This is a genomic window from Pseudomonas sp. HB05 (assembly GCF_016756915.1).
GTDB lineage: Bacteria > Pseudomonadota > Gammaproteobacteria > Pseudomonadales > Pseudomonadaceae > Aquipseudomonas > Aquipseudomonas alvandae.
Genome location: NZ_JAESPG010000028.1, coordinates 1 through 25,228, shown reverse-complemented (window position 1 = coordinate 25,228; position 25,228 = coordinate 1). Strand labels below are relative to the sequence as shown.

Annotated in this window: 25 protein-coding genes; 7 read left to right on the top strand and 18 right to left on the bottom strand. The window is 62.2% G+C overall.

Annotated elements, in window-relative coordinates; all coding sequences use genetic code 11:
• The first annotated feature begins 240 nt into the window (after positions 1 to 240).
• Positions 241 to 2,319: a putative bifunctional diguanylate cyclase/phosphodiesterase gene (locus tag JMN22_RS21780; protein WP_030141224.1), complete on the top strand. Its 2,079-nt coding sequence runs from the start codon at positions 241 to 243 to the stop codon at positions 2,317 to 2,319.
• A 9-nt stretch (positions 2,320 to 2,328) separates the two neighbouring features.
• On the opposite strand, the gene JMN22_RS21775 is transcribed toward JMN22_RS21780, so the two are convergent.
• Positions 2,329 to 3,429: a DNA alkylation repair protein gene (locus JMN22_RS21775; RefSeq protein WP_198797989.1), complete on the bottom strand. Its 1,101-nt coding sequence runs from the start codon at positions 3,427 to 3,429 to the stop codon at positions 2,329 to 2,331.
• Between the two features lie 348 nt (positions 3,430 to 3,777).
• Here JMN22_RS21775 and JMN22_RS21770 point away from each other — a divergent pair, with 348 nt between their 5' ends.
• A complete protein-coding gene (locus JMN22_RS21770) occupies positions 3,778 to 4,086 on the top strand; it encodes an RcnB family protein (RefSeq protein WP_198797988.1) in 309 nt (102 codons plus the stop codon).
• Here the strand turns inward: JMN22_RS21770 and JMN22_RS21765 are convergent.
• A complete protein-coding gene (locus JMN22_RS21765; protein WP_030141227.1) occupies positions 4,083 to 4,406 on the bottom strand; it encodes a protealysin inhibitor emfourin in 324 nt (107 codons plus the stop codon). The genes JMN22_RS21770 and JMN22_RS21765 overlap by 4 nt on opposite strands.
• Positions 4,403 to 5,467 (bottom strand): M4 family metallopeptidase, encoded by a 1,065-nt coding sequence (locus tag JMN22_RS21760; protein ID WP_198797987.1) that lies wholly within the window; start codon positions 5,465 to 5,467, stop codon positions 4,403 to 4,405. Before JMN22_RS21760 ends, JMN22_RS21765 begins: the two co-directional genes overlap by 4 nt.
• Positions 5,468 to 5,606: 139 nt before the next feature.
• Here JMN22_RS21760 and JMN22_RS21755 point away from each other — a divergent pair, with 139 nt between their 5' ends.
• Complete coding sequence (locus JMN22_RS21755; RefSeq protein WP_198797986.1) at positions 5,607 to 5,948, top strand: FKBP-type peptidyl-prolyl cis-trans isomerase; 342 nt, start codon at positions 5,607 to 5,609, stop codon at positions 5,946 to 5,948.
• Positions 5,949 to 5,963: 15 nt separating this feature from the next.
• Here JMN22_RS21755 and JMN22_RS21750 read toward each other — a convergent pair whose 3' ends face one another.
• Positions 5,964 to 7,082: a cytochrome P450 gene (locus JMN22_RS21750; protein WP_198797985.1), complete on the bottom strand. Its 1,119-nt coding sequence runs from the start codon at positions 7,080 to 7,082 to the stop codon at positions 5,964 to 5,966.
• A gap of 81 nt (positions 7,083 to 7,163) precedes the next feature.
• Here JMN22_RS21750 and JMN22_RS21745 point away from each other — a divergent pair, with 81 nt between their 5' ends.
• A complete protein-coding gene (locus tag JMN22_RS21745; RefSeq protein ID WP_198797984.1) occupies positions 7,164 to 7,919 on the top strand; it encodes an ArsR/SmtB family transcription factor in 756 nt (251 codons plus the stop codon).
• A 226-nt stretch (positions 7,920 to 8,145) separates the two neighbouring features.
• Here the strand turns inward: JMN22_RS21745 and JMN22_RS21740 are convergent, their stop codons facing one another.
• The gene (locus JMN22_RS21740; RefSeq protein ID WP_030141232.1) at positions 8,146 to 8,940 is read right to left on the bottom strand and encodes an AraC family transcriptional regulator; all 795 of its coding nucleotides are present in this window, start codon (positions 8,938 to 8,940) and stop codon (positions 8,146 to 8,148) included.
• Between the two features lie 110 nt (positions 8,941 to 9,050).
• Between JMN22_RS21740 and JMN22_RS21735 the strand changes: the two genes are divergently transcribed.
• On the top strand, positions 9,051 to 9,980 hold the full coding sequence (locus JMN22_RS21735) for a DMT family transporter (RefSeq protein WP_198797983.1): 930 nt from the start codon (positions 9,051 to 9,053) through the stop codon (positions 9,978 to 9,980).
• 215 nt (positions 9,981 to 10,195) lie between these two features.
• Here JMN22_RS21735 and JMN22_RS21730 read toward each other — a convergent pair whose 3' ends face one another.
• The 5 genes from JMN22_RS21730 to JMN22_RS21710 all read right to left on the bottom strand — a co-directional run bounded on the left by JMN22_RS21730 (position 10,196) and on the right by JMN22_RS21710 (position 16,407).
• On the bottom strand, positions 10,196 to 11,215 hold the full coding sequence (locus JMN22_RS21730; protein ID WP_198798003.1) for a branched-chain amino acid aminotransferase: 1,020 nt from the start codon (positions 11,213 to 11,215) through the stop codon (positions 10,196 to 10,198).
• A 241-nt stretch (positions 11,216 to 11,456) separates the two neighbouring features.
• Positions 11,457 to 12,839, bottom strand: a complete 1,383-nt coding sequence (lpdA, locus tag JMN22_RS21725) for a dihydrolipoyl dehydrogenase (protein ID WP_030141235.1) — start codon at positions 12,837 to 12,839, stop codon at positions 11,457 to 11,459.
• Between the two features lie 3 nt (positions 12,840 to 12,842).
• Complete coding sequence (locus JMN22_RS21720) at positions 12,843 to 14,111, bottom strand: dihydrolipoamide acetyltransferase family protein (protein ID WP_030141236.1); 1,269 nt, start codon at positions 14,109 to 14,111, stop codon at positions 12,843 to 12,845.
• Complete coding sequence (locus JMN22_RS21715; protein ID WP_030141237.1) at positions 14,112 to 15,170, bottom strand: alpha-ketoacid dehydrogenase subunit beta; 1,059 nt, start codon at positions 15,168 to 15,170, stop codon at positions 14,112 to 14,114.
• A 1-nt stretch (position 15,171) separates the two neighbouring features.
• A complete protein-coding gene (locus tag JMN22_RS21710) occupies positions 15,172 to 16,407 on the bottom strand; it encodes a 3-methyl-2-oxobutanoate dehydrogenase (2-methylpropanoyl-transferring) subunit alpha (RefSeq protein ID WP_030141238.1) in 1,236 nt (411 codons plus the stop codon).
• A gap of 194 nt (positions 16,408 to 16,601) precedes the next feature.
• On the opposite strand from JMN22_RS21710, the gene bkdR reads away from it, so the two are divergent.
• The gene (gene bkdR / locus JMN22_RS21705; RefSeq protein WP_003202929.1) at positions 16,602 to 17,090 is read left to right on the top strand and encodes a Bkd operon transcriptional regulator BkdR; all 489 of its coding nucleotides are present in this window, start codon (positions 16,602 to 16,604) and stop codon (positions 17,088 to 17,090) included.
• Positions 17,091 to 17,118: 28 nt separating this feature from the next.
• Here the strand turns inward: bkdR and JMN22_RS21700 are convergent, their stop codons facing one another.
• A complete protein-coding gene (locus tag JMN22_RS21700; protein WP_198797982.1) occupies positions 17,119 to 17,982 on the bottom strand; it encodes an MBL fold metallo-hydrolase in 864 nt (287 codons plus the stop codon).
• Positions 17,983 to 18,120: 138 nt separating this feature from the next.
• On the opposite strand from JMN22_RS21700, the gene JMN22_RS21695 reads away from it, so the two are divergent.
• On the top strand, positions 18,121 to 18,921 hold the full coding sequence (locus JMN22_RS21695) for a sulfite exporter TauE/SafE family protein (RefSeq protein WP_198797981.1): 801 nt from the start codon (positions 18,121 to 18,123) through the stop codon (positions 18,919 to 18,921).
• Positions 18,922 to 19,058: 137 nt separating this feature from the next.
• Here JMN22_RS21695 and JMN22_RS21690 read toward each other — a convergent pair whose 3' ends face one another.
• The 7 genes from JMN22_RS21690 to JMN22_RS21660 all read right to left on the bottom strand — a co-directional run.
• A complete protein-coding gene (locus JMN22_RS21690) occupies positions 19,059 to 19,928 on the bottom strand; it encodes an aldose 1-epimerase (protein WP_198797980.1) in 870 nt (289 codons plus the stop codon).
• A gap of 199 nt (positions 19,929 to 20,127) precedes the next feature.
• Positions 20,128 to 21,408 carry a TRAP transporter large permease gene (locus JMN22_RS21685; RefSeq protein ID WP_198797979.1) on the bottom strand — a complete coding sequence of 427 codons (1,281 nt, stop codon included), beginning with the start codon at positions 21,406 to 21,408 and terminating at the stop codon, positions 20,128 to 20,130.
• Complete coding sequence (locus JMN22_RS21680) at positions 21,408 to 21,935, bottom strand: TRAP transporter small permease (RefSeq protein ID WP_198797978.1); 528 nt, start codon at positions 21,933 to 21,935, stop codon at positions 21,408 to 21,410. The genes JMN22_RS21685 and JMN22_RS21680 overlap by 1 nt, the downstream gene beginning before the upstream one ends.
• 75 nt (positions 21,936 to 22,010) lie before the next feature.
• The gene (locus tag JMN22_RS21675) at positions 22,011 to 22,979 is read right to left on the bottom strand and encodes a TRAP transporter substrate-binding protein (RefSeq protein ID WP_198797977.1); all 969 of its coding nucleotides are present in this window, start codon (positions 22,977 to 22,979) and stop codon (positions 22,011 to 22,013) included.
• A 59-nt stretch (positions 22,980 to 23,038) separates the two neighbouring features.
• Positions 23,039 to 23,944 (bottom strand): SMP-30/gluconolactonase/LRE family protein, encoded by a 906-nt coding sequence (locus tag JMN22_RS21670; protein ID WP_198797976.1) that lies wholly within the window; start codon positions 23,942 to 23,944, stop codon positions 23,039 to 23,041.
• 43 nt (positions 23,945 to 23,987) lie between these two features.
• The gene (locus tag JMN22_RS21665; RefSeq protein WP_198797975.1) at positions 23,988 to 24,809 is read right to left on the bottom strand and encodes an NAD-dependent epimerase/dehydratase family protein; all 822 of its coding nucleotides are present in this window, start codon (positions 24,807 to 24,809) and stop codon (positions 23,988 to 23,990) included.
• A gap of 181 nt (positions 24,810 to 24,990) precedes the next feature.
• Positions 24,991 to 25,228 (bottom strand): OprD family outer membrane porin (locus tag JMN22_RS21660; protein WP_198797974.1); only part of this gene is annotated, 238 nt, incomplete at its 5' end.

The following is a 25,228-nucleotide window of genomic DNA, read 5'->3' as shown; positions in this document are numbered from 1 at the left end:
GCTCCCACATGGGCTCGGAGCCGAACCTCAGATTTTCATACGTCCGCAGCCTTCTGTGGGAGCGAGCTTGCTCGCGATAGCGCACTGGCAGCCGCCTGCCCCAGTGTCTTTCGTCGCAAACTTTCCAAGGATGATGGCTTTTTGATGTGTGGTCAGTGCACTCTCGTCCCGATTGTGTACAATCGCCGCCTTTCAACCGGGCATGGACGCAGTACGGCCTTCAGGTCACGAGAAAAATCCATGCTCATCGGCAGTTATTCCCCCGCCCTTGTTTCGATTTCTTTATTTGTTGCGATCCTCGCTTCGTTTACCGCCCTGGACCTGACCGGGCGTATCGCCACGGCCCAGGGCCGGGCCAAGCATTACTGGATGGCCGGTGGTGCGCTGGCGATGGGCGTGGGCATCTGGTCGATGCATTTCATCGGCATGCTCGCGTTCACCTTGCCGGTGGAGCTTGGCTACGATGTGGCGATCACCGCGCTGTCGCTATTGATCGCCATTCTGTCCAGCGGCTTTGCCTTGTGGTTGGTCAGCCAGCCGCAACTGCGGGCCTGGCAACTGGCGTTCGGCGCGTTGGTGATGGGCACCGGCATCAGTGCCATGCATTACACCGGCATGGCCGCGTTGCGGATGCAGCCGGGTATCGACTATGACCCGACGTTGTTCGGGGCTTCGTTGCTGATTGCCGTCGTGGCCTGTGCGGCGGCGCTGTGGATCGCTTTTCGCCTGCGTCGGAACACCCCTCATGTTCGGCTGGCTCGCGCTGGCGCCGCGGTGGTGATGGGCGCTGCCATCGTCGGCATGCACTACACGGGCATGGCTGCGGCGCAGTTCAGCGAGGGCAGTTTCTGCGGTTCCCTCGATGGCCTGAGCGGCAAGGGACTCGACAATCTGGTGCTGATCACCACCCTGGCGGTGCTGGCGATTGCCTTGCTGACTTCCATCCTCGACGCCCGCCTGGAAGCTCGCACGGCGGAGCTGGCCAGGTCGCTGACCCAGGCCAATCGGGAACTGACCCAATTGGCCTTGCACGACCCCCTGACCGGATTGCCCAACCGCGTATTGCTGGCGGATCGCATCGGCCAGGCCATGCACCGAGTGCAGGAGCAGGGCGGTTGTTTCGCCTTGATGTTCATCGACCTGGACGGCTTCAAGCCGGTCAACGACGCCTTTGGGCACCACATGGGCGATCTGTTGCTACGGGACGTGGCCCTGCGCTTGCGTGAAGATTTGCGCAACCAAGACACCCTCGCGCGTATTGGCGGCGATGAATTCGTCCTGCTGGTGCAGTTGGCTGATCCTGACGATGCCCTGCGTCTGGCTGCGCGGCAGGTCGGGCTGATCGGCCAGACGTTCCGTGTCGCCGACCATGACTTGCAGATTTCCGCCAGCGTCGGCATTTCGCTGTACCCCGGTAACGGCCAGAGCGCCGATGAATTGCTGATGAATGCCGACGCGGCGATGTACCACGCCAAGGGCGCCGGCAAGAACGGCTACAGCTTTTTCGACGCCTCGATGAACAGCAACGCCCGCAAGCAATTGCAACTGCTGCAAGACTTGCGCATCGCCGTTGAGCAGCGGCAATTCAGCCTGCATTACCAACCCAAGTTCGACGCCGCCAACGGCCGTCCGGTGGGCGCCGAGGCGCTGTTGCGCTGGACTCATCCGACCCAGGGCCTGTTGATGCCCGATACCTTTATCGATCTGGCGGAAAAAACCGGGCTGATCATCCCCATCGGCGAATGGGTGCTCAACGAAGCCTGCCGGCAGATGCGCGAATGGTACGTGCTGGGCTACACCGACTGGCGCATCGCAGTGAATCTCTCTGCGTTGCAGTTCTGCCATGTAGGCCTGGTGCAGAGCGTCGCCAAGGCGCTGGAGACTCACCATCTGCCGCCAAACAGCCTGACCCTGGAAATCACCGAGACCACTGCCATGAGCGACGCGGACGCGAGCATGACGGTGTTGCAGCAGTTGTCGGACATGGGCGTGGACTTGTCCATCGACGACTTTGGCACCGGCTATTCGAGCCTGATGTACCTCAAGCGCCTGCCGGCCAATGAGCTGAAGATTGATCGCGGTTTCGTCCGCGACCTGGAGCACGACAGCGACGACGCGGCTATCGTCTCGGCCATCGTCGCCCTTGGCCAGGCCCTGGGCCTGCGGATCGTCGCCGAAGGGGTGGAGACCGATGTGCAGCAGGACTTCCTGACCCAGTTGGGCTGCGACTCACTGCAAGGTTATCTACTGGGGCATCCGCAGCCGGCCGAGCACTTCCTCAAGAACATCCGCCAATTCCCGCGCGTGGCAATCGCCTGAGGCGACTGCTCAGGAAACGATGTCGAATGCGGTGCTGCCCAGCCGCTCGCCATTGATCAGCACATGCACCGAATGCCGGCCCTCATAGTGCCGGCGCGTGGTCAGCTCGCGGATGTGCTGGGAGCGGCTGAGGTTGGCGGACGCCAGGGCGGGCAGGTCGAAGGTCTTGAGCTTGAATACCTTGGCCGACGTGCCGCCGGATGCCTTGACGTAGTCGATGGCGTAATCGATCACCAGACGCTGGTTCTCGGGACACGTCGATTGCACTTTGAACGACAGCGTGACCTGCTCCCCCAGGCGAATCACCGCCGGCAGCACCTGCAGATCCAAGACCTCGACCTGAGCCTTGCCACCCGCTCCGATCACGGCCAGCGCCCGAGGATTGCCTTGCTTGATCAGGCTGCGCAGGGCATGCCGGGCGATCCAGGCGGTATGGCGCTGCTGGAGCGGCCAGCCTTCGATCCGGTCGAGGACCCATTCGGGATGCTGCTTGGTCACGTCGTTCAGGTGGTTGGCGACGGATTTGCGTACGTACAGGCTGTCGTCGGCCTTGAGCGTTTCGAGGATCGCGGCGGCAAGTTCCGGGTTGGCCTGGATCGGTTCCAGGTGGAACGACCAGGGCAGGCGCGGGCGGCTGCCTTCGCTGGCGAGGCGGCGGACATGCTCGTTGGTGTCCAGTGCCCAGTCGTGCATCACCGCTAGCGTGCGCGCCAGGTCATCGCGCAGGAAATGCCGTACGGCGAATTCTGCTGAGCCGAATCGGGTGAAGTATTTGAGGGCGTCCATGGAGGACTCGAACGCATGTCGACCGTACGACGCCACGTAGTGCGGCAGGAACATGCTGACGAACATGCTGTTCAGCCGCGGAGCCAGTGCCCGCAGGATCTCCAGTGAAGCTTCGTAATCCAGCGCCAGGACCGCATGCAGGCACTCGCTGACCCGCGCCATGCGCTGCATCACCGACAACTGCGCCAGTCCATCATTGGCCATGTTCAGGAACGCCTTGGCATCGAAGGCGGGGTAAACCGCACGCATTTCCGTGGCGATGTGTTCGAGGCGGGTGCTGTTGAAGATTTCCTTGAGGGCTGGGGAAGAGGTGGTGGTGCTCATGTTGGGTCCGTCCGGCGGGTGTTGGGCCAAGGCTCGCCACTATGCCATGCCCGGCACAACCTGTGGTGAGGGAGCCCGCCGCGTCTCGACGCTGCGCTGTCGCGCGGTGAACTAGGTCATGTGGCGAGGGGATTTATCCCCGTTGGGCTGCGCAGCAGCCCTAAAGCAGTGAACTCAATCTTCCTGGCACACCGAGTTGCTTGGCTTGGAGCTGCTGCGCAGCCCAGCGGGGATAAATCCCCTCGCCACAAAAGGGGGGGGGCCAGCTTCTAAGCACCACAGTAAACGGAATGATTCGCCGCCGCTGAAGTCCCAGACTCAGTACCTTGAATTAATTGGAGCTCTTCTATGCGCAAACCCACCCTCATCGCCAGCCTGGTCCTGATCGCCGGCCTCGGAGCCTTTGGGCCTGTCGCGCAAGCCGTCGAGAAGACCGGCGATGCCCTGGAACATTCGCCGAGCAATGGCCGCCGGTTGGTGGAAAACGACCGGGTACCGGCGGACTATCAGCGTGCGGACAGGGCCATGAAGGACTGGAAGCAGAAAAAACTCGAACAGCCGACAAGCGAGCAGCAATGGGTGCAGATCGACGATAAATACCTGCTGATCGAAACCGTGTCCGGCGCCATCGTCAAGATTGTCCCTGCGACACGCTAAAGCACTTCGCCTTTATCCCACAGATGAACCAAGTCGCCAGGTGCCCGGTCCTCGGGCACCTGTAGCACCATCTCGTCGTCCTGGTCGTTGGACCGGTAACGCACCTCGATCTGGAAATAACGCTGGTCGCCCCGGCCGGGCGTGGAGGAGGTGAGTGGCAGGCACCCCTCCAGCACCGAACATATGCGCGTGCGTTGGTCGAGGTCGCACTGGGCGAACTCGATTTCCCGAGGTCGGGTCAAGGCGTGGATGGCTGCCACGCCACCCTGGCGCGACAGTTTCACCACCGCTTTGTCATCAAGGTCTGGAAGGGTTTTCATCCGTTCTCCTCGTTCAGGTCGACGCCCACCTGCGTCCAGCCGTCCTGCACCGCCTTGACTTCCCGGGCGCCGAAGCGTTGGCGGGCGTGCTCGACGGTCAGGCCGGCGAACGCACTGAAGGACGCGTCGTTGGCCAGTTGCCTGTCGCACAAGGTGTCATACCAGATTCGCCCGGCCTTTTCCCAGGCGAATCCGCCGAGCGCGGTTGCCACCAGATAAAAGGCCCGGTTGGGAATGCCGGAATTGATGTGCACACCGCCATTGTCTTCGCGGGTGATGACGAACTGGCGCATGTGCGCCGGCTGGGGATCCTTGCCCAGCAGCGGGTCATCGTAGGCTGTGCCGGGGTTGGACATGCTGCGCAGGCCGTCGCCGTTGATCTTGTCGGTGAGCAGATCGGCGCCGATCAGCCAGTCGGCCTGCTCGACGGTCTGGCCCAATACGAATTGCTTGACCAGCACGCCGAACACATCGGAAATCGACTCGTTCAACGCGCCGGACTGGTTGGCATAGATCAAGCCGGCTTCGCTCTCGGTGACGCCGTGGGCCAACTCGTGGGCCACCACGTCCAGGGAGCGGGTGAAGCGCTGGAAGATCTCACCGTCGCCGTCGCCAAATACCATCTGCGCGCCATTCCAGAAAGCGTTCTCGTAGCCTTGGCCGTAATGCACGCTGCCGACCAGGGCAAAGCCTTTGTTGTCGATGGAGTCACGCTCCAGCACTCGCCAGAAAAAATCATAGGTGGCGCCGAGGGCGTCGTAGGCTTCGTCTACCGCTGGGTCACCGCTGGCCGGCTGGCCTTCCAGGCGCACCGGTTGACCCGGCAGTTCCATGCCGTTCTGGGCATCGTGGATGCTGCGCGTTGGTTGGCCGGCCTTGCCGGGCTTGGGCAGCCTGGCTGTGGCGGGTGGGTTGCTGGGCGGGCCTGGATTGTGGCGCAGGTTCTTCACATGGGTCAGGGTGCCGAGTGCGCTGGAACGCTGCTGCTCGGAGCCATGGGCGATGATGCGGTTGAGGATATAAGGCGGAATGAAGCCGTGGAGGGGGCGAGAGTCGATCATCAGAAAATCCTTATCTGAAATGCAGGGTCGATACCCATGTGAACCGAAGTGGCCGTTGCGGTTCCCTTTGCCGCAAAAGGTTGCCTGTCACGCAAATATCTGCGAAAACCCCGCGCCTGGATCACACGGGAAAGAAGCCATGATTGAAGAGCTGCAAATCATCGACCTGGAAGAGGGCAATGGCAAAAGCGTAGTCAAAGGCGCGCTGATTACCACCCAATACCGCGGCACCCTCGAAGACGGCACGGAGTTCGATTCATCCTACAGCCGCGGCAAGCCGTTCCAATGCGTGATCGGCACGGGCCGTGTCATCAAGGGCTGGGACGTCGGGCTCATGGGCATGAAGGTCGGCGGCAAGCGCAAACTGTGGGTGCCGGCGCACCTGGCCTATGGCGAACGATCCATGGGCGCCCACATCAAGCCCAACGCCGACCTCATCTTTGAAATCGAATTGCTGGAAGTCCTGACGCGGGACGATTGATAGCGTTTTTGTTGATTACCGATCGCTGAACAGCGGGATGCGTCCATTGGCGGAGGGGCGGTAGCGCCAGATCAACTGGTCCAGGCCCGGCTCGCGTTCCAGAATGGCATCTAACGTCGCATGGGCGATGGTCATCGCCAAGGCCTGGCCTGGGCATTCGTGGCGGCCACTGCCAAAGCTGAAGCTGCGCCGATTCGGCCGATCCAACAGGAGGGCGTCCGGTTGCGGATTGAGCTGCGGGTCGCGATTGGCCGAGGCCAGCAGCACCAGGATCACGTCGCCCTGCTGCAGGGCAGTGCCGAGAATTTCGCAAGGGGCGGCGATGAAGCGCCGGGTGTTCTGCACTGCCGGGTCGAAACGTTGGACTTCAGCCAATAACGGGCTGATTTGCGTGGGATCATCCCGTAGCTCGCGTTGTAGCGCTGTATCACGGATCAACGCCAACAACGCGTTGCCGATCAGGCCGGCCGTGGCTTCATGGGTTTGCGAAAGCAAGCCGATCAGGTTGGCGATCCGACTGTCCGCGTCGCCCGCTTCGAAGCCTCGGCAGATGCCGTTCAACAACTGGCTGTCTTGCGCAACGATCCGCTCCTGGAAAAGCTTCGCCAGTTGTTCGCTGGCCCGGTGCGCAGCTTCCAGTTGCGGGGCTTGGCTCAGGGGCGACAGGCAGGCGACGAAATCCCCCGTGAGTTCGCTGATCAGGTGGCTGTCCGTCGGATTGAAGCCCAGCAGTTGCGCCACCACGCTGACCGGGCCGATGAACTGCGCCTGATGCACGCCTTCGGCACCCTGCCTGAGCCAGCGCGCCTTGACCAACGCCTCGACCTGGTGGGGATCGATGTCTTGCAACCCCGGCGCAATCGCCGCCCTCGGGCAGCGTTGTCGTTCACCTTCGTTCATCCGCATCAGGTGCCCGAATACCTGGCCCGCGGGACCCTCGGCAATCGCTTGCGGCACCGGTTCGTGGGCGGGGCGCACATGGCAGTCGGGGTGATGCAAGACGGCGCACACGGCTTCGGCCCTGCTGGCTACCCAGAGGTTAAGGTGTGGGTCGAAGTGCAGTCCGCCGCTGGCGCGAAGGGTCGCGTAGTAGGGGTACGGATCGGCGTGTGTCGCGGCGGTGATCGGGTCCATGATGGGCTACCTCGTTCATGCGGGAGAAGTGCTGCTACTATCTCCAGTCGACGCATGGCTTGATTCGTCCGGGAGCGAAATATGAACGCAGAGCAACACGATGTAGGCGTGTCCCAGGTGGCCGCGGCGATTGCCGAACCGGCCCGGACCCGAATGCTCTGCGCACTGATGGACGGCCACGCCCGCACCAGCACGGAGTTGGCGAGCATCGCCGACGTCAGCGCGTCCACCGCCAGCGCCCACCTGGCGAAGCTCAAGGAGTTGGCCCTGGTGCGCTTGCATGTGCAGGGCCGTCATCGTTACTACAGCCTCGCCGATAAGCGTGTGGCAGAAGCCCTTGAAGCGTTGATGGTGATCGGCCAGAACGCCGCGCCGGCGTTCACCTCGCGCACGCCGGATCGCCTGCAATTCGCTCGCACTTGCTACGACCACATGGCCGGTACCCTGGCGGTGCGGCTGCATGATCGCTTGCTCGAAGCCGGGTGGCTGCTCGATGTAGAAGGGCAGGGTTATCGGCTGAGTGAAACGGGTGAGGCCCTGTTTGCAGGCTTGGGCATTGACGTGCAGGCATTGGCGGCCCAACGGCGGCGGTTTGCCTGCCCCTGCCTGGACTGGAGCATGCGCCGGCCGCACCTGGGTGGTGCCTTGGGGGCGGCGTTGCTGCAAGTGGCGATCAAGCGCAAATGGGTCGTCCAGGACCTGGACAGTCGTGCGCTGGGGGTGACGGCCGCTGGACGGCGGGAGATGGCGGCGCGGTTTGGCGTCAGTGGCGAGATGGAGGTTGAATCCGCTGGCGCTTTCGCGAGCAGGCTCGCTCCCACAGTGGATCTGCGCTGAACGGAGAACCGTTGCTCACCGAAATTCCCTGTGGGAGCGGGCTTGCCCGCGAAGGGGCCGTCGCATCCAACATCCATGCAAGCTGAGCCACCGCCTTCGCGAGCAAGCTCGCTCCCACAATGGATTTGCGGTGAATACAGGCGTCATGAACACCTGAAATCCCTGTGGGAGCGGGCTTGCTCGCGAAGGGGCCATTCCATGCAACTGACCCACCGCCATTGCCACATCATCCAACCATATGCCTGCGCCGATATTCATCCGGCGTGGTGCCCATCATTTTGCGGAACATGCTGATGAATGCCGAGGCGCTGCTGTAGCCCAGGTCCAGGCCGATGGTTTCCACGCTCTGGCCGCGTTCGAGCAGGGCCAGGGCCTCGATGACTTTTAGGCGCTGGCGCCATTCCACCAGGGACATGCCCAGGTCTCGCTGGGCCCGGCGCATCAGTGTGCGCTCGGTGGTGTTGGCGGCGCGGGCCAGTTGCGGCAACGAGCGCGGGTCGCTGGGGTTCGCCTCCAGGGCCCGCAGTACAGGGCCCAACAGCGGATCATCCGAAGAGGGCAGGTAACTGCCGACGTGGGGCGCCCGGGCCAGCTTGTCCACCAGCACCTGCAACAAGCGCTGCTGTTCGGGCGTCTGTGGCTGGCTCGGCGGGTCGCTGCGCAGCTCTTCCAGCAACGCGCGGATCAGCGGACTCAAGGTCAGCGCACAAGGTACGGCCGGCAACGCGCCGCACAGTTCGGCCGCCAGGTACAACGAACAATGGCAGGCTTCATGCCGATTGAACCCCACGTGTTCCATGTCCGGCGGCAGCCAGATGCCGTACTGCGGTGGCGCCAGGTAATGGTGCTGGGCGATCTCGATTTCCATCACACCGCTGTAGGAGTAGACGAACTCACCCCAGGCATGCCGGTGCCGGGGGTACGTGGCATGGGCCGGCATGCAGGCGCTGCGGAAGAAAATCGGCGAGGGCAGGGCCGCGTCGAACGGAGGAATCTTCAGGTGTTGGGCTGGAGGCTGCATATCGACCGCAATGGCGGATTACCGGGATGGCTTGTCGGGTAATCACTATATCCAGCAAAGGTGTCAGGCAGACAATCCTTTCATCTCTTTTCTGCCCGAGGACCTTTTCCATGACCACCCGCCGCGCCCTGGATGGCCAGGTCATTGCCCTGATGACCGGACTCTGTGCCATCTGGGGGTTCCAGCAAGTCGCGATCAAGGCCGGCGCCGTCGACATGGCGCCGATGCTGCAATTGGGCGTGCGCTCGGCCATCGCCGCGGTACTGGTCTGGCTGTTAGTGCTGGCGCGCGGTGAACGCCTGTCCCTGGCCGACGGCAGTTGGCGCCCAGGCCTGTTGGTGGGGTTGTTGTTTGCCCTGGAGTTCGTGATGGTGGGCGAAGGCCTGCGCCATACGACGGCATCGCACATGGTGATTTTCCTCTACACCGCACCCATGTTCGCCGCCCTCGGCTTGCACTGGAAACTGCCGAGCGAGCGTCTCAAGCCGGCGCAATGGCTGGGCATCGCGGTTGCCTTCGGTGGGATCGTGGTGGCCTTCAGTGGCGGCTCGGGTGCGGCGAACGGCAGCTCATTGCTCGGCGATGGCATGGGCTTGCTGGCCGGCGCGCTGTGGGGCGCAACCACGGTGACGGTGCGTTGTTCGCGGCTCACGGACCTGCCGGCCAGCCAGACGCTGCTTTATCAGTTGGTGGGTGCCGGGGTGCTGTTGATCGGCATGTCGGCAGCGCTGGGGCAAACGACAATCAACCCCACGCCACAACTCATTGCCAGCATGGCGTTCCAGGTGTTGCTGGTGTCCTTCGCCAGCTTCCTGATCTGGTTTTCCCTGCTGCGCCGCTACCTGGCGTCGCAATTGGGCGTGCTGTCGTTCATGACGCCGCTGTTCGGCATCGGTTTCGGTGTCTGGTTGCTGGATGAGCCGCTGGAGCCGAACTTTATCGTTGGCGCGGCTTTGGTATTGAGTGGGATCTTGCTGGTCAGCGGTTATGGATGGTTTCGCCAGCGTTGGGGGCGAGGGCTGGTTTTGCGGCGAGGGTAACTGAACGAAGGTGTAAAAAAGCCCACCCCTGAAGCAGGGGTGGGCTTTTTACTGCGGTCGCGCAATCTCTGTGGCGAGGGGATTTATCCCCGCTCGAGTGCGAAGCGCTCGCAAGGTTTTTGTGGCTCACCCAAGTACTTGGGGGTTGCTTCGCAACCCAGCGGGGATAAATCCCCTCGCCACAAAAAAGCCCTCAAGTGCCTAGGGGGCTTGGATCAAACCTTGACGATCCAACCCGCCGGCGCTTCCACGTCGCCGGTCTGCACGCCGGTCAACTCTTTGTAGAGCTTCTGGGTGATCGGGCCGACCTCGGTTTCGCTGTGGAACACGTGCAGCTTGTCCTTGTAGCTGATGCCGCCGATCGGCGTGATCACCGCAGCGGTACCGCAGGCGCCGGCTTCCTTGAAATCCGACAGCTTGTCGATGAACACGTCGCCTTCGATCACTTCCAGGCCCAGGCGCGATTTCGCCAGTTCGATCAGCGACAGGCGGGTGATGCCTGGCAGGACCGACGGGGAGTTGGGGGTGATGAATTTGTCATCGTGGGTGATGCCGAAGAAGTTGGCCGAACCGACTTCCTCGATTTTCGAATGGGTCAGCGGATCCAGGTAGATGCAATCGGCGAAGCTGGCTTTCTTGGCCTGGGAGCCGGGCATCAGGCTGGCGGCATAGTTGCCACCGACCTTGGCCGCACCGGTGCCTTGCGGGGCGGCGCGGTCGAAGCTGGAGATCAGGAAATTGTGCGGAGTCAGGCCACCCTTGAAGTAGGCGCCGACCGGAATGCAGAAGATCGAGAAGATGAACTCGGGTGCGGTGCGCACGCCGATGTTGTCACCCACGCCGATCACGAACGGACGCAGGTACAGCGCGCCGCCAGTGCCATACGGCGGGATGAAGCGCTCGTTGGCGCGGACCACTTGCTTGCAGGCTTCGACGAACTGCTTGGTGTCGACGTGCGGCATCAGCAGGCGGGCGCAGCTGCGCTGCATGCGGGCGGCGTTCTGGTCCGGGCGGAACAGGTTGATCGAGCCGTCCTTGCAACGATAGGCCTTCAGGCCTTCGAAGCACTGCTGACCGTAGTGCAGGGCGGTGGAGCCCTCGCTGATGTGCAGCACGTTGTCTTCGGTCAGGGTGCCCGCGTCCCAGGCACCATCGCGCCAGTGCGACAGGTAGCGCTTGTCGGTCTTGATGTAGTCAAAGCCCAGTTTGTCCCAATTGATGCTCTCGTTACCCATGACACCCTCTATTTCCTGACAACCGTCGAAACGGTTCAAGGCTTCTGACGTTTTGAATGGGGACAACAATACTTCATTCCGGGGGTGTTTCGCAGCTTGTGGCGAGGGGATTTATCCCCGCTGGGCTGCGAAGCGGCCCCATTAGCTCAGATATCTGACGCCTGGCGCTGACAGGTTTGGGGTTGCTGCGCAACCCAGCGGGGATAAATCCCCTCGCCACAGGGGGAGTCACCCACAGCTGTCACAGATGCAACGCATGCCCCAACGCCCGCAACGCCGCTTCCTGCACCGCTTCACCCAGCGTCGGATGAGCGTGGACAGTGCCGGCGATGTCTTCCAGGCGCGCACCCATTTCCAGGGATTGGCCAAATGCGGTGGACAACTCCGAGACCCCCACGCCAACTGCTTGCCAACCGACGATCAAGTGATTGTCCCGGCGCGCCACGACGCGGACGAAACCGCTTTTCGATTCCAGGGTCATGGCCCGGCCATTGGCGGCGAACGGGAAGCTCGAAACGATGCAGTCCAGGCCGGCAGCCTTGGCCTCGTCCGGCGTCTTGCCGACCACGACCACTTCCGGATCGGTGAAGCACACCGCTGCGATGGCGGTCGGATTGAACTCCCGGTGCTCGCCGGCGATCAGCTCGGCGACCATTTCACCCTGGGCCATCGCTCGGTGGGCGAGCATCGGTTCGCCGCTCAGGTCGCCGATGGCCCAGACATTGCGCATGCTGGTCTGGCAGCGGTTGTCGATCTTCACTGCCGAACCGTTCATCGCCAGGTCCAGCGCTTCCAGATTCCAGCCTTGCGTATTTGGCTTGCGCCCGACCGCCACCAGCACCCGGTCGGTGTCGAGGTTCAGCGTGTCGCCGTTGGGATCACGCACTTGCAAGGTGCTGGCCTGGGCATCGAAACCTTCGACGCTGTGCTTGAGATACAGCCTCACGCCCAATTGCTTGAGCGCTTCATGCACCGGTTGGGTCAACTCACCGTCGTAGGCCGGCAGGATCCGCTCTTGGGCCTCGACCACACTGACCTCGGCGCCGAGCTTGCGATAGGCAATGCCCAGCTCCAGGCCGATGTAGCCACCGCCGACCACCACCAGATGCTTGGGCACCGAGGTAGGCGCGAGGGCTTCGGTGGACGAGATGATCGGCCCACCTATCGGCAGCATCGGCAGGTTGACGCTTTTCGAACCGGTGGCCAGCAGCAGGTGTTCGCACTGGATGCGCGTATCACCGACCTCGACTGTTTTGCCATCGATGACCTTGGCCCAGCCATGAATGACCTGGACCTTATTCTTCTTCAGCAACGCGGCGACGCCGGTGGTCAGGCGATCGACGATGCCGTCCTTCCATTCGACGCTCTTGCCGATGTCCAGGGTTGGCGCGGACACGTTGATACCCAAGGCCGAGCCCTGGCTGTGGTGGCGCGTCTGGTGGAACTGCTCGGCCACATGAATCAGCGCCTTGGACGGGATGCAGCCGATGTTCAGGCAAGTACCGCCCAGCGCCTGGCCTTCCACCAGAATCGTCTCGATGCCCAGTTGGCCGGCGCGGATCGCCGCCACATAACCGCCCGGGCCGCCGCCGATGATCAGCAGCTTGGTGTTCAGAGTTTGCATCGCCTACTCCACAAACAAAGTGGCAGGTTGTTCGAGCAAGCCACGCAGGGCCTGGATGAATTGCGCCGCGTCCATGCCGTCGACCACCCGGTGATCGAAGGAGCTGGAAAGGTTCATCATCTTGCGGATCACGATCTGGCCCTTGATCACAACAGGCCGCTCGACGATCTTGTTCACGCCGACGATCGCCACTTCCGGCAGGTTCAGCACCGGCGTGCTGACGATGCCGCCCAGCGCACCGAGGCTGGTCAGGGTGATGGTCGAGCCAGACAGCTCATCGCGACTGGCCTTGCCATTGCGTGCGGCCGTGGCCAGGCGCGAGATTTCCGCCGCACTGTCCCACAGGCTGCGAGCCTCGGCGTGACGCACCACCGGCACCATCAGGCCGACATCGCTTTGGGTGGCGACGCCAACATGCACCGCGCCGCTGCGGTGGATGACCTGGGCCTCGTCGTCATAGCGTGAATTCATCTGCGGGAAATCACGCAAGGCCACGACCAACGCGCGGACCAGGAACGGCAGCAAGGTCAGCTTGCCGCGACTGCCGCCGTGTTTTTCATTCAGGTGAACCCGCAGTTCTTCCAGGGCCGTGACGTCGATTTCCTCGACGTAGCTGAAGTGGGCGGCGCGCTGGGTCGCTTCCTGCATGCGCTGGGCGATCTTGCGACGCATGCCGATCACCGGGATCTGCTGCTCGTCGTGGCGTTCGGCATAACCCGAGCCGCCCTTGGCCTGTGGCGACGAACCCTGGGCCAGATAGGCTTCCAAGTCCTCATGCAGGATTCGCCCGGCGGGGCCGCTGCCCTGGACCAGGCGCAGTTGGATGCCCAGGTCCAATGCATGTTTGCGCACGGCCGGCGAGGCCAATGGGCGCTCTTCAGGGTCGCGGGCCACCGGAGCTTGCGGGGCGCAGCGTGGCGCGGCGGTTTTTTCCACCATCGGTTCAGGCGTGGCCACTGGCGCTGGCTTTGGCGCCGGCACAGCCGCCGCAGCGGGAGCCGATTGCGCCGACTCCTTCAAATTGCCCGCACCTTCCACCTCAATGCGGATCAGCTCGCTGCCCACCGCCATGACTTCACCCGGCTCGCCACCCAGCGCGATGACCCGGCCATGCACCGGCGAGGGGATGTCCACCATCGCCTTGTCGGTCATCACGTCGGCCAACACCTGGTCCTCGACCACCATGTCGCCAACCTTGACATGCCACACCGACAGTTCAACTTCCGCGATGCCTTCGCCGATGTCCGGCATCTTGATAACGTGCGTGCCCATTCAGACCTCCATGACCCGTTTCAACGCCGCGCCCACACGGGACGGCCCTGGGAAATACGCCCACTCCTGCGCGTGCGGGTAGGGGGTGTCCCAACCGGTGACACGCTCGATGGGCGCTTCCAGGTGGTGGAAGCAGTGTTCTTGCACCAACGACACCAACTCGGCGCCGAAACCGCAGGTGCGGGTGGCTTCGTGGACGACCACGCAGCGGCCGGTTTTCTTCACGGATTTGACGATGGTCTCCAGGTCCAGCGGCCAGAGGCTGCGCAGGTCGATGACTTCGGCGTCGATGCCGGTTTCTTCGGCGGCCACTTGCGATACGTAGACCGTGGTGCCGTAGGTGAGGATGGTCACGTCCTTGCCCGGACGGGTGATGGCGGCGACGTCCAGCGGCACGGTGTAGTAGCCGTCTGGCACTTGCGCTTGCGGATGCTTGGACCACGGCGTTACCGGACGGTCATGGTGGCCGTCGAACGGGCCGTTATACAGGCGCTTGGGTTCGAGGAAGATCACCGGGTCATCGTTTTCGATGGAGGCGATCAACAAACCCTTGGCGTCGTAGGGGTTGGACGGCATCACGGTGCGCAGGCCACAGACTTGGGTGAACATCGCCTCGATGCTCTGGCTGTGGGTCTGGCCTCCATAGATGCCGCCGCCGCACGGCATGCGCAGGGTCATCGGCGCGGTGAATTCGCCGGCCGAGCGATAGCGCAGGCGCGCCGCTTCGGAAATGATCTGGTCCGACGCCGGGTAGACATAGTCGGCGAACTGGATCTCGGCCACCGGCCGCAGCCCATAGGCGCCCATGCCCACCGCCACGCCGACGATGCCGCTTTCGGAAATCGGCGCGTCGAACACCCGCGAGGTGCCGTACTTGTTCTGCAGGCCTTCGGTGCAGCGGAACACGCCGCCGAAATAGCCCACGTCCTGGCCGAACACCACGACGTTGTCGTCGCGCTCGAGCATCACGTCCATGGCCGAGCGCAGGGCCTGGATCATGGTCATGGTGGTAGTGGTCATGGCGGTGTCCAACGCAATATTGTTGTTGTGATCGTTCATGTCAGATCCCCAACTGCTGACGCTGGCGCTTCAAGTGCTCCGGCATCTCTTTGTAGACGTCTTCGAACATGGTCGCGGCGCTTGGAATCTGCCCGCCGGCGAGGGTGCCGTACTGCTCGGCTTCCTTCTGCGCGGCGATCACCTCGGCTTCGAGTTCGGCGGTGACGGCGGCGTGTTCCTCTTCGGACCACTGGCCGATCTTCACCATGTGCTGCTTGAGGCGGGCAATCGGATCGCCCAGGGGGAAGTGGCTCCAGTCGTCGGCGGGGCGATATTTGGACGGATCGTCCGAGGTGGAGTGCGGGCCGGCGCGGTAGGTGACCCATTCGATCAGTGCCGGGCCGAGGTTGCGACGGGCGCGTTCGGCGGCCCAGCGCGAGGCGGCGTAGACCGCCATGAAATCGTTGCCGTCCACGCGCAGGGAGGCGATGCCGCAACCGACGCCGCGTCCGGCGAAGGTCGTGGCTTCACCGCCGGCAATGGCCTGGAAGGTGGAAATCGCCCATTGGTTGTTGACCACGTTGAGGATCACCGGCGCGCGGTAGACGTGGGCGAAGGTGAGGGCGGTATGGAAGTCCGATTCGGCGGTGGCGCCGTCACCGATCCAGGCCGAGGCAATCTTGGTATCGCCCTTGATCGCGGAGGCCATGCCCCAGCCCACGCCCTGGATGAATTGCGTGGCGAGGTTGCCGGAAATGGTAAAGAAACCAGCATCCTTGACCGAATACATGATAGGCAACTGCCGGCCCTTAAGCGGATCGCGCTCGTTGGACAGCAGTTGGCAGATCAGGTCCACCAGCGGCACCTCGCGGGCCATTAGGATGCTTTGCTGGCGGTAGGTGGGGAAGCACATGTCGTCGATGTTCAGGGCCAGGGCCTGGGCGCTGCCGATGGCTTCTTCGCCAAGGCTTTGCATGTAGAACGACATTTTTTTCTGACGTTGGGCGACGACCATGCGGTTGTCGTAGATGCGCGTCTTGAGCATGGCACGCATGCCCTTGCGCAGGATCTCGACGGGGATGTCGGCGGCCCAGTCGCCCAAGGCATTGCCTTGGTCGTCGAGCACGCGGATCAGGCTGCGGGCCAGGTCGGCGGTGTCGGCGGGTTCGACGTCGATGGGTGGTTTGCGCACCGTGCCGGCATCGGACAGATGCAGGTAGGAAAAGTCGGTCTTGCAGCCGGGACGGCCCGAGGGTTCGGGAACGTGCAGGCGTAGCGGTTCGTACGCTGGGTTCATGGCTTTCTACGCTCGATCTTGTGAATTTCTTGTAGTGGGCGCGCTAGCTGACGAATTTCCCTGGGTAGGTGGGAAATTGTCCTACAACAATCATAGGCTCGACGAAGAAGAATATTTTTCTCTGTTGGCTTGCTGTTCAGATCATTTGCAGATAAAAAATCTGCACAACGATAAAAAACAGGATTATTTGTCTCATGCGTAAATTGGATCGCACCGACATCGGCATTCTGAACAGCCTTCAGGAAAACGCCCGCATCACCAACGCCGATCTCGCCCGTTCGGTCAATCTATCGCCGACGCCGTGCTTCAACCGCGTCCGCGCGATGGAGGAGTTGGGGGTGATCCGTGAGCAGGTCACGCTGCTGGATGCCGACCTGCTGGGGCTGCACGTCAACGTGTTTATCCATGTCAGCCTGGAGAAGCAGGTGGAAGAGGCGTTGCAGCATTTCGAGGAGGCGATCTCAGACCGGCCGGAGGTGATGGAGTGCTACCTGATGGCCGGCGATCCGGATTATTTGATTCGCGTGTTGGTGCCGACGATCCAGTCGCTGGAGCGGTTCATGATGGACTTCCTGACCAAGGTCCCGGGCGTGGCGAACATTCGCTCCAGCTTCGCCCTCAAGCAGGTGCGCTACAAAACCGCGCTGCCGTTGCCGGCGAATGGGTTGACGCTGGGTACCTGAGTCACCCCACATTGGATATGGGGTGATCTTAGAGCTGGTTGATCGGAATCTTCAGGTAAGTCACGCCATTGCCCTCGGCCGGCGGCAAGTGTCCCGCTCGCACATTCACTTGGATCGCCGGCAACAGCAGCGTCGGCATTCCCAGGGTCTTGTCGCGCTGGGTGCGCATGGCCACGAACTCGGCTTCATCGATGCCATCGCGCACATGGATATTGCGCTGGCGCTGCTCACCCACCGTACTCATACACTGTGGCTCGCGTCCCTCCGGCGGATAGTCGTGGCACACGTACAGCCGCACACCGGCAGGGAACGCCAACAGCTTGCGGATCGAGGCGTAGAGCTGGTGGGCATTGCCGCCGGGAAAATCACAGCGGGCGGTGCCCACGTCGGGCATGAACAGCGTGTCGCCCACCAGAACCACATCGCCATCGATCAAGTAGGCCATGTCCGCCGGGGTGTGGCCGGGCACGTGTAGCGCGGTGGCCTTGAGGTTGCCGATCAGGAAGGACTCGTCGGCCGCGAACAGATGGTCGAATTGCGAACCGTCGATGGCGAATTGCGGCTCCAGGTTGAACAGCGTCTTGAACACGTTCTGCACCTGGCCGATGGATTCGCCGATGGCGATTTTGCCCCCCAGTTCCCGGCGCAGGTAAGGCGCGGCGGACAGGTGATCGGCATGGGCGTGGGTTTCCAGCAGCCATTGCACCGTCAGTTGATGTTCGCGCACAAAAGCGATCACTCGATCCGCCTGTGCGGTGCCGCTGCGGCCCGAGGCAGGGTCGTAGTCGAGCACCGGGTCGACCACCGCGCATTGCCCGCCATCATGCTCATAAACCACGTAGGTGTAGGTCTTTGAAGCGGGATCGAGAAAGCTTTGAATCTGCGCGGGCATGACGGCGGACCTGTACGGGAAGAAGCGGTTGCTACGCTTGGGGTTTACAACATATGGTCCGCAGCTTAGTGAGGGCCAAGGCGTCCTGCAAATGCGATCGCACCTGCCAACAGGTGTGCGCGGCTTGAGAGAACCTGAATGTTACTGGCGAGTTTTTTTGGCGTGGTCATGGGCCTGGTCCTTGGCCTGACGGGCGCGGGCGGCGGGATTCTGGCCGTGCCGGCGTTGGTGTTGGGCCTGGGCTGGAGCATGACCCAGGCTGCTCCGGTGGCTTTGTTCGCGGTGGGCAGCGCGGCGGCGGTCGGCGCCATCGATGGGCTGCGCCATGGCCTGGTGCGTTATCGGGCGGCTTTATTGATTGCCTTGCTAGGCGCTGTGTTCTCGCCGGTGGGCATCTATTTTGCCCACCAGCTTCCGGAAAAAATCCTGATGATTCTGTTCAGCCTGCTGATGGTGCTGGTGGCGGCGCGCATGCTGCGTCGGGAAACCGCGCAGCCCGGTCCCAGCGATCATGGTGCCGCCAGTTGGGGCCAGAAGAATTGCATGCTCGATCGCCAGACTGGTCGCTTGGCCTGGACCGCTCGCTGCACCGCCACGCTGTCGGCATTGGGCGCGGTAACAGGCATGGTTTCGGGCCTGCTGGGCGTGGGCGGGGGGTTCCTGATCGTGCCGGCGTTCAAGCAACTCACCGACGTGCAGATGCGCGGGATCGTCGCCACCTCCTTGATGGTCATCAGCCTCATTTCGTTGATTGGTGTGGTGGGGGCGTTTCATGCCGGAGTGAGCATCGACCGGGTTGGGGCGGTGTTCATTGCGGCGAGCATCGTCGGGATGATCCTGGGGCGACGGTTTTCGGCGAAGGTCCCGGCGCGGGCGTTGCAGGTGGGGTTCGCCGGGGTGTGCCTGGGGGTGGCGGTGTTCATGCTGGTGCGGGCGTAGCGATCTGGTCGGAGCTTTTGTGGCGAGGGGATTTATCCCCGCTCGGCTGCGAAGCAGACGCCAGGCTTGATAATGGATGGGCCTGCTTCGCAGGCCAGCGGGGATAAATCCCCTCGCCACAAGGGATCGTGTGCCACCTAGAGCGCTCGACACTGCATCGAAAACCCCAACGCCATCGACTGCCCTTGCTCCAGCAAACGCAACCCCGGCCGTCCTGGCAGGTGATGGGCATTGACCGGGTGGCTGACCGGTTCGATGCAGAAGAAGTCCAGGCCCACGGGGCAGTACAGCAAGAAGTAATCGCTGCCACTGGCGCGGCATTCCAGTTCGTAGCCCAAGTCAGGCTGCTGCATCAGGCACTGGCCATCCCAGCCACCGAAGCCGTTGTCGACGAGGGTGTCCGGCAACAGTCGCGCGTGTTGGAAATCCCAGTCCGAGGGAACGTCCTTCAGCTCCGTCGGTAGTTTCGAGGCGTCGCACATCCAGACCTCGCTCGCGCGGGTTTGCAGGCGCGTACCGGCAGTGCGCGGAAAATACGGATGCAGCCCCAACCCATGCCAGGCAGCCTGTTCGGCCATGTGTGTGACGTGCAATGCCATCTGCAATTGGCCGCCGCTCAACCGGATCCGCAGGCTGGCGCAATAGGCGAACGGGGTTTGGCTGTCGAGTTGCAGCAAGACTTCCTGGGCACTCTGTTCGGCCACTTGCCACGGTTGCTGCCAGGCACTGCCATGGATTGGAAACGGATCGTTGGGGCTGTTGGCTTCCAGGGCGAGCCAGCCGTCCGGGCAATCGAAACCGCCTTGGGCGATGCGGTTCGACCAAGGGATCAGCGGGAAGCAACCGAGTTTGCCTGGCAGGCCGTTTTCTACAGCGTTCGGCGCGGGCGGGCGCAACAAGGGGGCGCCGTTGCTGCGCAAGGTCCATTCAACGAGGCTGGCGCCCAGGTGCGGGGCCAGGGTGAGGCGGGTTAGTTCGTCTTCGAGGTGGAGGAGAGGTGGTGTCATGGCGGCGTCTGATAGGTTGGCAAAGCTGGAGGGGAATACGCCCAAGTGTGGCGAGGGGATTTATCCCCGCTGGGCTGCGAAGCAGCCCTAAAGGCTCCAATCTCGGTGTATCAGACAAATCGAGATGGCTGGTTTTGGGGCCGCTGCGCAGCCCAGCGGGGATAAATCCCCTCGCCACAAGGGGACCTATTGTTTTCTGTTACAACACCAAATGCGGCAGCCACAGCGAAATGGCAGGCACGTAGGTCACCAACATCAGCACCACGAACAGCATGGCGTAGAACGGCAGCAGGGCTTTGACGGTGCTTTCGATGCTGACCTTGCCGATGGCGGAGCCGACGAACAACACCGCACCCACCGGTGGCGTGATCAGGCCGATACCCAGGTTCACCAGCATGATCATGCCGAACTGCACCGGGTCCACGCCGATGCCCACGATCACTGGCATCAGGATCGGCGTCAGGATCAGGATCAGCGGCGCCATGTCCATCACGGTGCCCAGCAGCAGCAACATCACGTTGATGCACATCAGGATCACGTAGCGGTTGTCCGACAGCGTCAGGAATGCGGTGGTGATCTTCGCCGGGATTTCCATCAGCGTCATGATGTAGCCGAAGCTGGCGGCGAAGCCGATCAGGATCATCACGATGGAGATGGTGCGTACCGTGCGGTGCATCAGTTTCGGCAACTCGCTCCACTTGTAGTCGCGATAGATGCACATGGTCACGAAGAACGCCCACACCACGGCGATCGCGGCCGATTCGGTGGCGGTGAACACACCCGAGAGGATGCCGCCCAGGATGATGAACAAGGTCATCATGCCCCACATGGCTTCCTTGCAGATCTTCAATGCTTCTTTGAGCGGAATTACTTCGCCTTTAGGGTAATTGCGCTTTTTCGCGAAGACCAGGCACAGCGCCATCAGGCAGAGGTTCATCATGACGCCGGGGACGATGCCGGCCATGAACAGTGAGCCGATCGACACGGTGCCGCCTGCTGCCAGCGAGTACAGCACGGCGTTATGGCTTGGCGGTGTCAGCAGCGCTTGCACCGAACCACTGACGGTGACAGCGGTGGCGTAATCACGCGGGTAGCCCCGGCGTGTCATTTCCGGGATCAGCACCGAGCCCACCGAAGCGGTGTCGGCCACCGAGGAACCAGAGATCGCGCCAAAGAAACTCGACGCCACGAGGTTGACCAGGGACAGGCCACCGCGCACGAAACCGACCAGCACGCTGGCGAAGGCCACCAAGCGACGGGACATGCCGCCCTCGGCCATGATCGCGCCGGCCAGGACGAAGAACGGAATGGCCAACAGCGAGAACTTGTTCACCCCGCCCGCGACCTGAATCATCATGGCCTGGAACGGAATATCGATCCACCACGCCCCGATCAGGGCGGCGGCGCCCAATGCGTAGGCGACCGGCATGCCGATCAGGATCAACAGCAAAAAACTGCCCAGCAGAATCAGAGCGTCCATTAAGCGGCACCTTCGTTTTCTTCAACCAGGTCGAACTGCACGACCCGACGCTGGCTTTGATCACCCAGCAAGAGTTTTTCCAAGACGAAAATCAAGGTCAGGAAGCCACCGACCGGGATCGGCATGTACGTGATGCCGACGCGCAGGGTAGGGATGGCGCTTATGAATTGGTTCCAAGTGGTCATGCACAGCTTGGCGCCCCAGACGGTCATGAATATGCACACCGCCGCCATCAATAACTGGGTGAAAATCGACGCCGCGGTTCGCCATTCAGATGGCAAACGGCTGGTGACCATGTCCACGGCCATGTGCGATCCGGAACGGTAGCTGGAGGCAGCACCGATGAAGGTAAATACCATCATCAGCAGGATGGCGGTGGGCTCCGGCCAGCTGGCGCCCGAGCCCAATACGTAGCGGGCAAACACACCCCAGGGAATCATCAGGGAAACTGCCAGGACAGACAGGCCGGCGACCCAGATGCAAGTCATGTAGATCGTGTCGTTGATACGCAGCAGCAAATTCTTCATCGGGTTCCACCGTAACTGGGCGCGCCTTCAACCGCAGGCGCGCCCAGCCTTTTCAAGAGTGCAGATTGAGAGGCCTTACTGGACAGCTTCGATGCGCTTGATCAGGTCGGCATACGGCGCACCGTATTTGGCCCGGACTGGCGCGGTGGCGTCGTAGAAGGGCTTCTTGTCGACCGTGATGAACTCGACGCCGGCAGCCTTGAGTTTTTCTTCACTGGCGGCGGACTTCTTGTCCCACAGATCCCGTTCTTCAGCCTGGGCCGCCTTGGCGGCTTTTTTCACCATGTCCTGCTGTTCCGGCGTGAGCTTGTTCCAAGTGATTTTCGACATCACGATCGGCTCGGGCAGGATCAGGTGGCCGGTCAGGCTGTAGTACTTGGCGTTCTGGTAGTGGTTGTGTTCGAGCAGGGTCGGCGGGTTGTTTTCCGCGCCGTCGATCACGCCGGTCTGCAGGGCGCTGAAGATTTCGCCGGTGTCCATGGCGATGCCGTTGGCGCCCATGGCGTTCATCATCTCGATGAACATCGGGTTGCCTTGGACACGGATTTTCATGCCCTTCAGATCTTCGAGCTTGCGCACGGGATTCTTGGTATAGATGTTGCGCGTACCACCGTCCATCCACGCCAGGGCCACCAGGCCGAACTCCGAGTTGGTGATCCGGTCGAGGATCGCATCGCCGACTTCACCGTCGATGACAGCGCGCATGTGCGCCTGGTCGCGGAAGATGAATGGCATGTTGAACACGTTCACGTCAGGCACCACAGGGCCGACGATGCCCAGGCTGACGCGGGACATCTGGATCGCGCCAGCTTGCATCTGCTCGATGACTTCTTTTTCAGAACCCAGTACGCCGCCCGGGAAGTACTTGAACTTCAGTTCGCCCTTGCTCTCTGCTTCGAGAGCTTTACCCATGGATTCCTCCGCGACTACGGTTGGGTAGCCCTTGGGGTGGATGTCGGCGATCTTGATATCGAGGGCGTGAGCCGCCTGGGCCAGGAAGGCCAGGGGCAGGGCTGCGATCAGAAGCGTGCGTTTGAAATTCATGGTCAATCTCCAGTGTTGTTGTTTTTTTATTGGCTCATCCAGTAAAGCGGTGCAGCAGATCAGTTCGCGGAGTGTTTCCGTCCTCCGAAAGCAGGTTCGGCCAGGCCCTTGACGCCGGGGTTCAGCGCGAACACGCCACCGGCCAGGGATTGCGGATCGTTGTCGTCACCCGGACGAATCGAGGTCACGAAAAGGGTGTCCAGCTGGCTGCCGCCAAAGGCGCACATGGTCGGTTTTTTCACCGGTACTTCCAGGGAGCGGTCGAGACGTCCGTCCGGGGTGAAACGGTGAATCAGCCCGGCGTCGTTGGCGCAGATCCAATAGCAACCGTCGGCGTCCACCGCCGCGCCGTCCGGGCGACCGGCCAGGGGCATCATGTCGACGAACAGCCGCCGGTTGGACGGGGTGCCGCTGTCGATGTCGTAGTCGAAGGCCCAGATCTGCTGGATCAACGGGTGCGAATCAGAGAGGTACATCGTCCGTCCGTCCGGGCTGAAGCCCAGGCCGTTGGGCACGATGAAACCGCTCAGTTGCGCCTCGACCGGGCTGCGTTGCCCGGCTTCATGACGGTACATCCGGCCTTCGTCGGCGTTGGCGCCCATGTTCAGCACCATGCTGCCGGCCCAGAAACGGCCCTGGCGATCGCAGCGGCCATCGTTGAGGCGCATGTCGGCGCGGCTGTGTTCGACGCTGGCGCAGAGTTCACTGTCCAGGCTGCCGTCGTCATGGGGGTGCAGGCGGAAGAAACCGCTCTCCATGCCCGCGACCCAACCGCCGTCCTGGTGACGGGCGATACAGGCGAGCATTTCGGGCGCTTCCCAGCCCTGGATTTTCCCGCTGCTGGCATTCCAGCGTTGCAGGCCGCCGCTGGGGATGTTCACCCAATACAGGGCGTTTTCCTCGGGGACCCACACCGGGCTTTCCCCGACGGCGTTGCGTGCATCGACAATCAATTCGGCTTGCATGGCGATTCCTTGGTTGGTTCGTATCCCATGAACAACAGGCGAATCAGTCGTCGAACGGGCCGGCCGCCACAAAGGCGCCACCCTGGTAGATCATGGCCGGGTCATCGGCGGCCGGCATTGGCTGCGCCTCGACCTTGGCGCGGAAGATTTCCGACGTGTCCTTGGGCTTGTAGCCCAGGTGCGCGGCGTGGCTGTTGTCCCACCAGACATCACGGTTGGCGGAGACGCCGTAGACGATGGTGTGGCCGACTTTCGGGGTGTAGAGCGAGCATTCGATCAGTTGAGTGAGATCGTCGAAGCTCAGCCAGGTGCTCATCATCCGGCGGTTCTGCGGTTCAGGGAACGACGAACCGATGCGGATGCTCACGGTCTCGATGCCGTAGCGATCGAAATAGAAATTGGCGACGTCTTCGCCGTAGGACTTGGACAGGCCGTAGTTGCCATCCGGACGACGAAGGCAATGGGCGTCGAGGGTTTCGTCCTGTTTGTAGAAACCGATGACGTGGTTGGAGCTGGCGAAGATCACGCGTTTGACGCCGTGCTTGCGCGCGGCTTCGTAGATGTGGAACACGCCGCTGATGTTGGGCCCGAGAATTTCTTCGAATGGACGTTCAACCGATACCCCGCCGAAATGCAGGATGGCATCGACACCTTCCACCAGTTGATGCACGGCCTGCTTATCAGCCAGGTCGCACGGCACCACTTCCTCGCTTTCGTCGATGGCCGGCGCCATGTTCGCGATGTCCGACAGGCGAATGTGACGGGCATAAGGCTTGAGGCGTTCGCGCAAGACTTTGCCAAGGCCGCCGGCGGCGCCGGTCAAGAGCAGGCGATTGAAGGGGTGGCGAATTTGTGTCGTGGTCATGGCATTACCTGAGCAAACAGTGAGAGGTACAGTTGTTATAAGTTGTCGTACGACCGAGAGGGAATATCCTTATCCTTCCGCTACCTTGTCAACGTTTGATCGACGAACCGCTCTAGGTCGGCATCCTTGCCGGGCTCGCCATGGCGCTGGCAGGCGCACATGGCAAGGGTTCCATGGGGTGTTACAGGAGCGAGATCGGATAGCTGATGAAGATGCGGTTCTCGTCGAATTCGTTGGTGCTGAAGTCGCGACGAATCGATGCGTTACGCCATTTCACGTTGAGACTTTTCAACGCACCGCTCTGCACGGTGTAGGCCAGTTCGGTTTCACGGCCCCATTCCTTGCCGTCATCGACGGTGGCGGTGTGCACGTTGTCACCGCTGATGTAGCGGTTCATCAGGGTCAGGCCCGGCACGCCG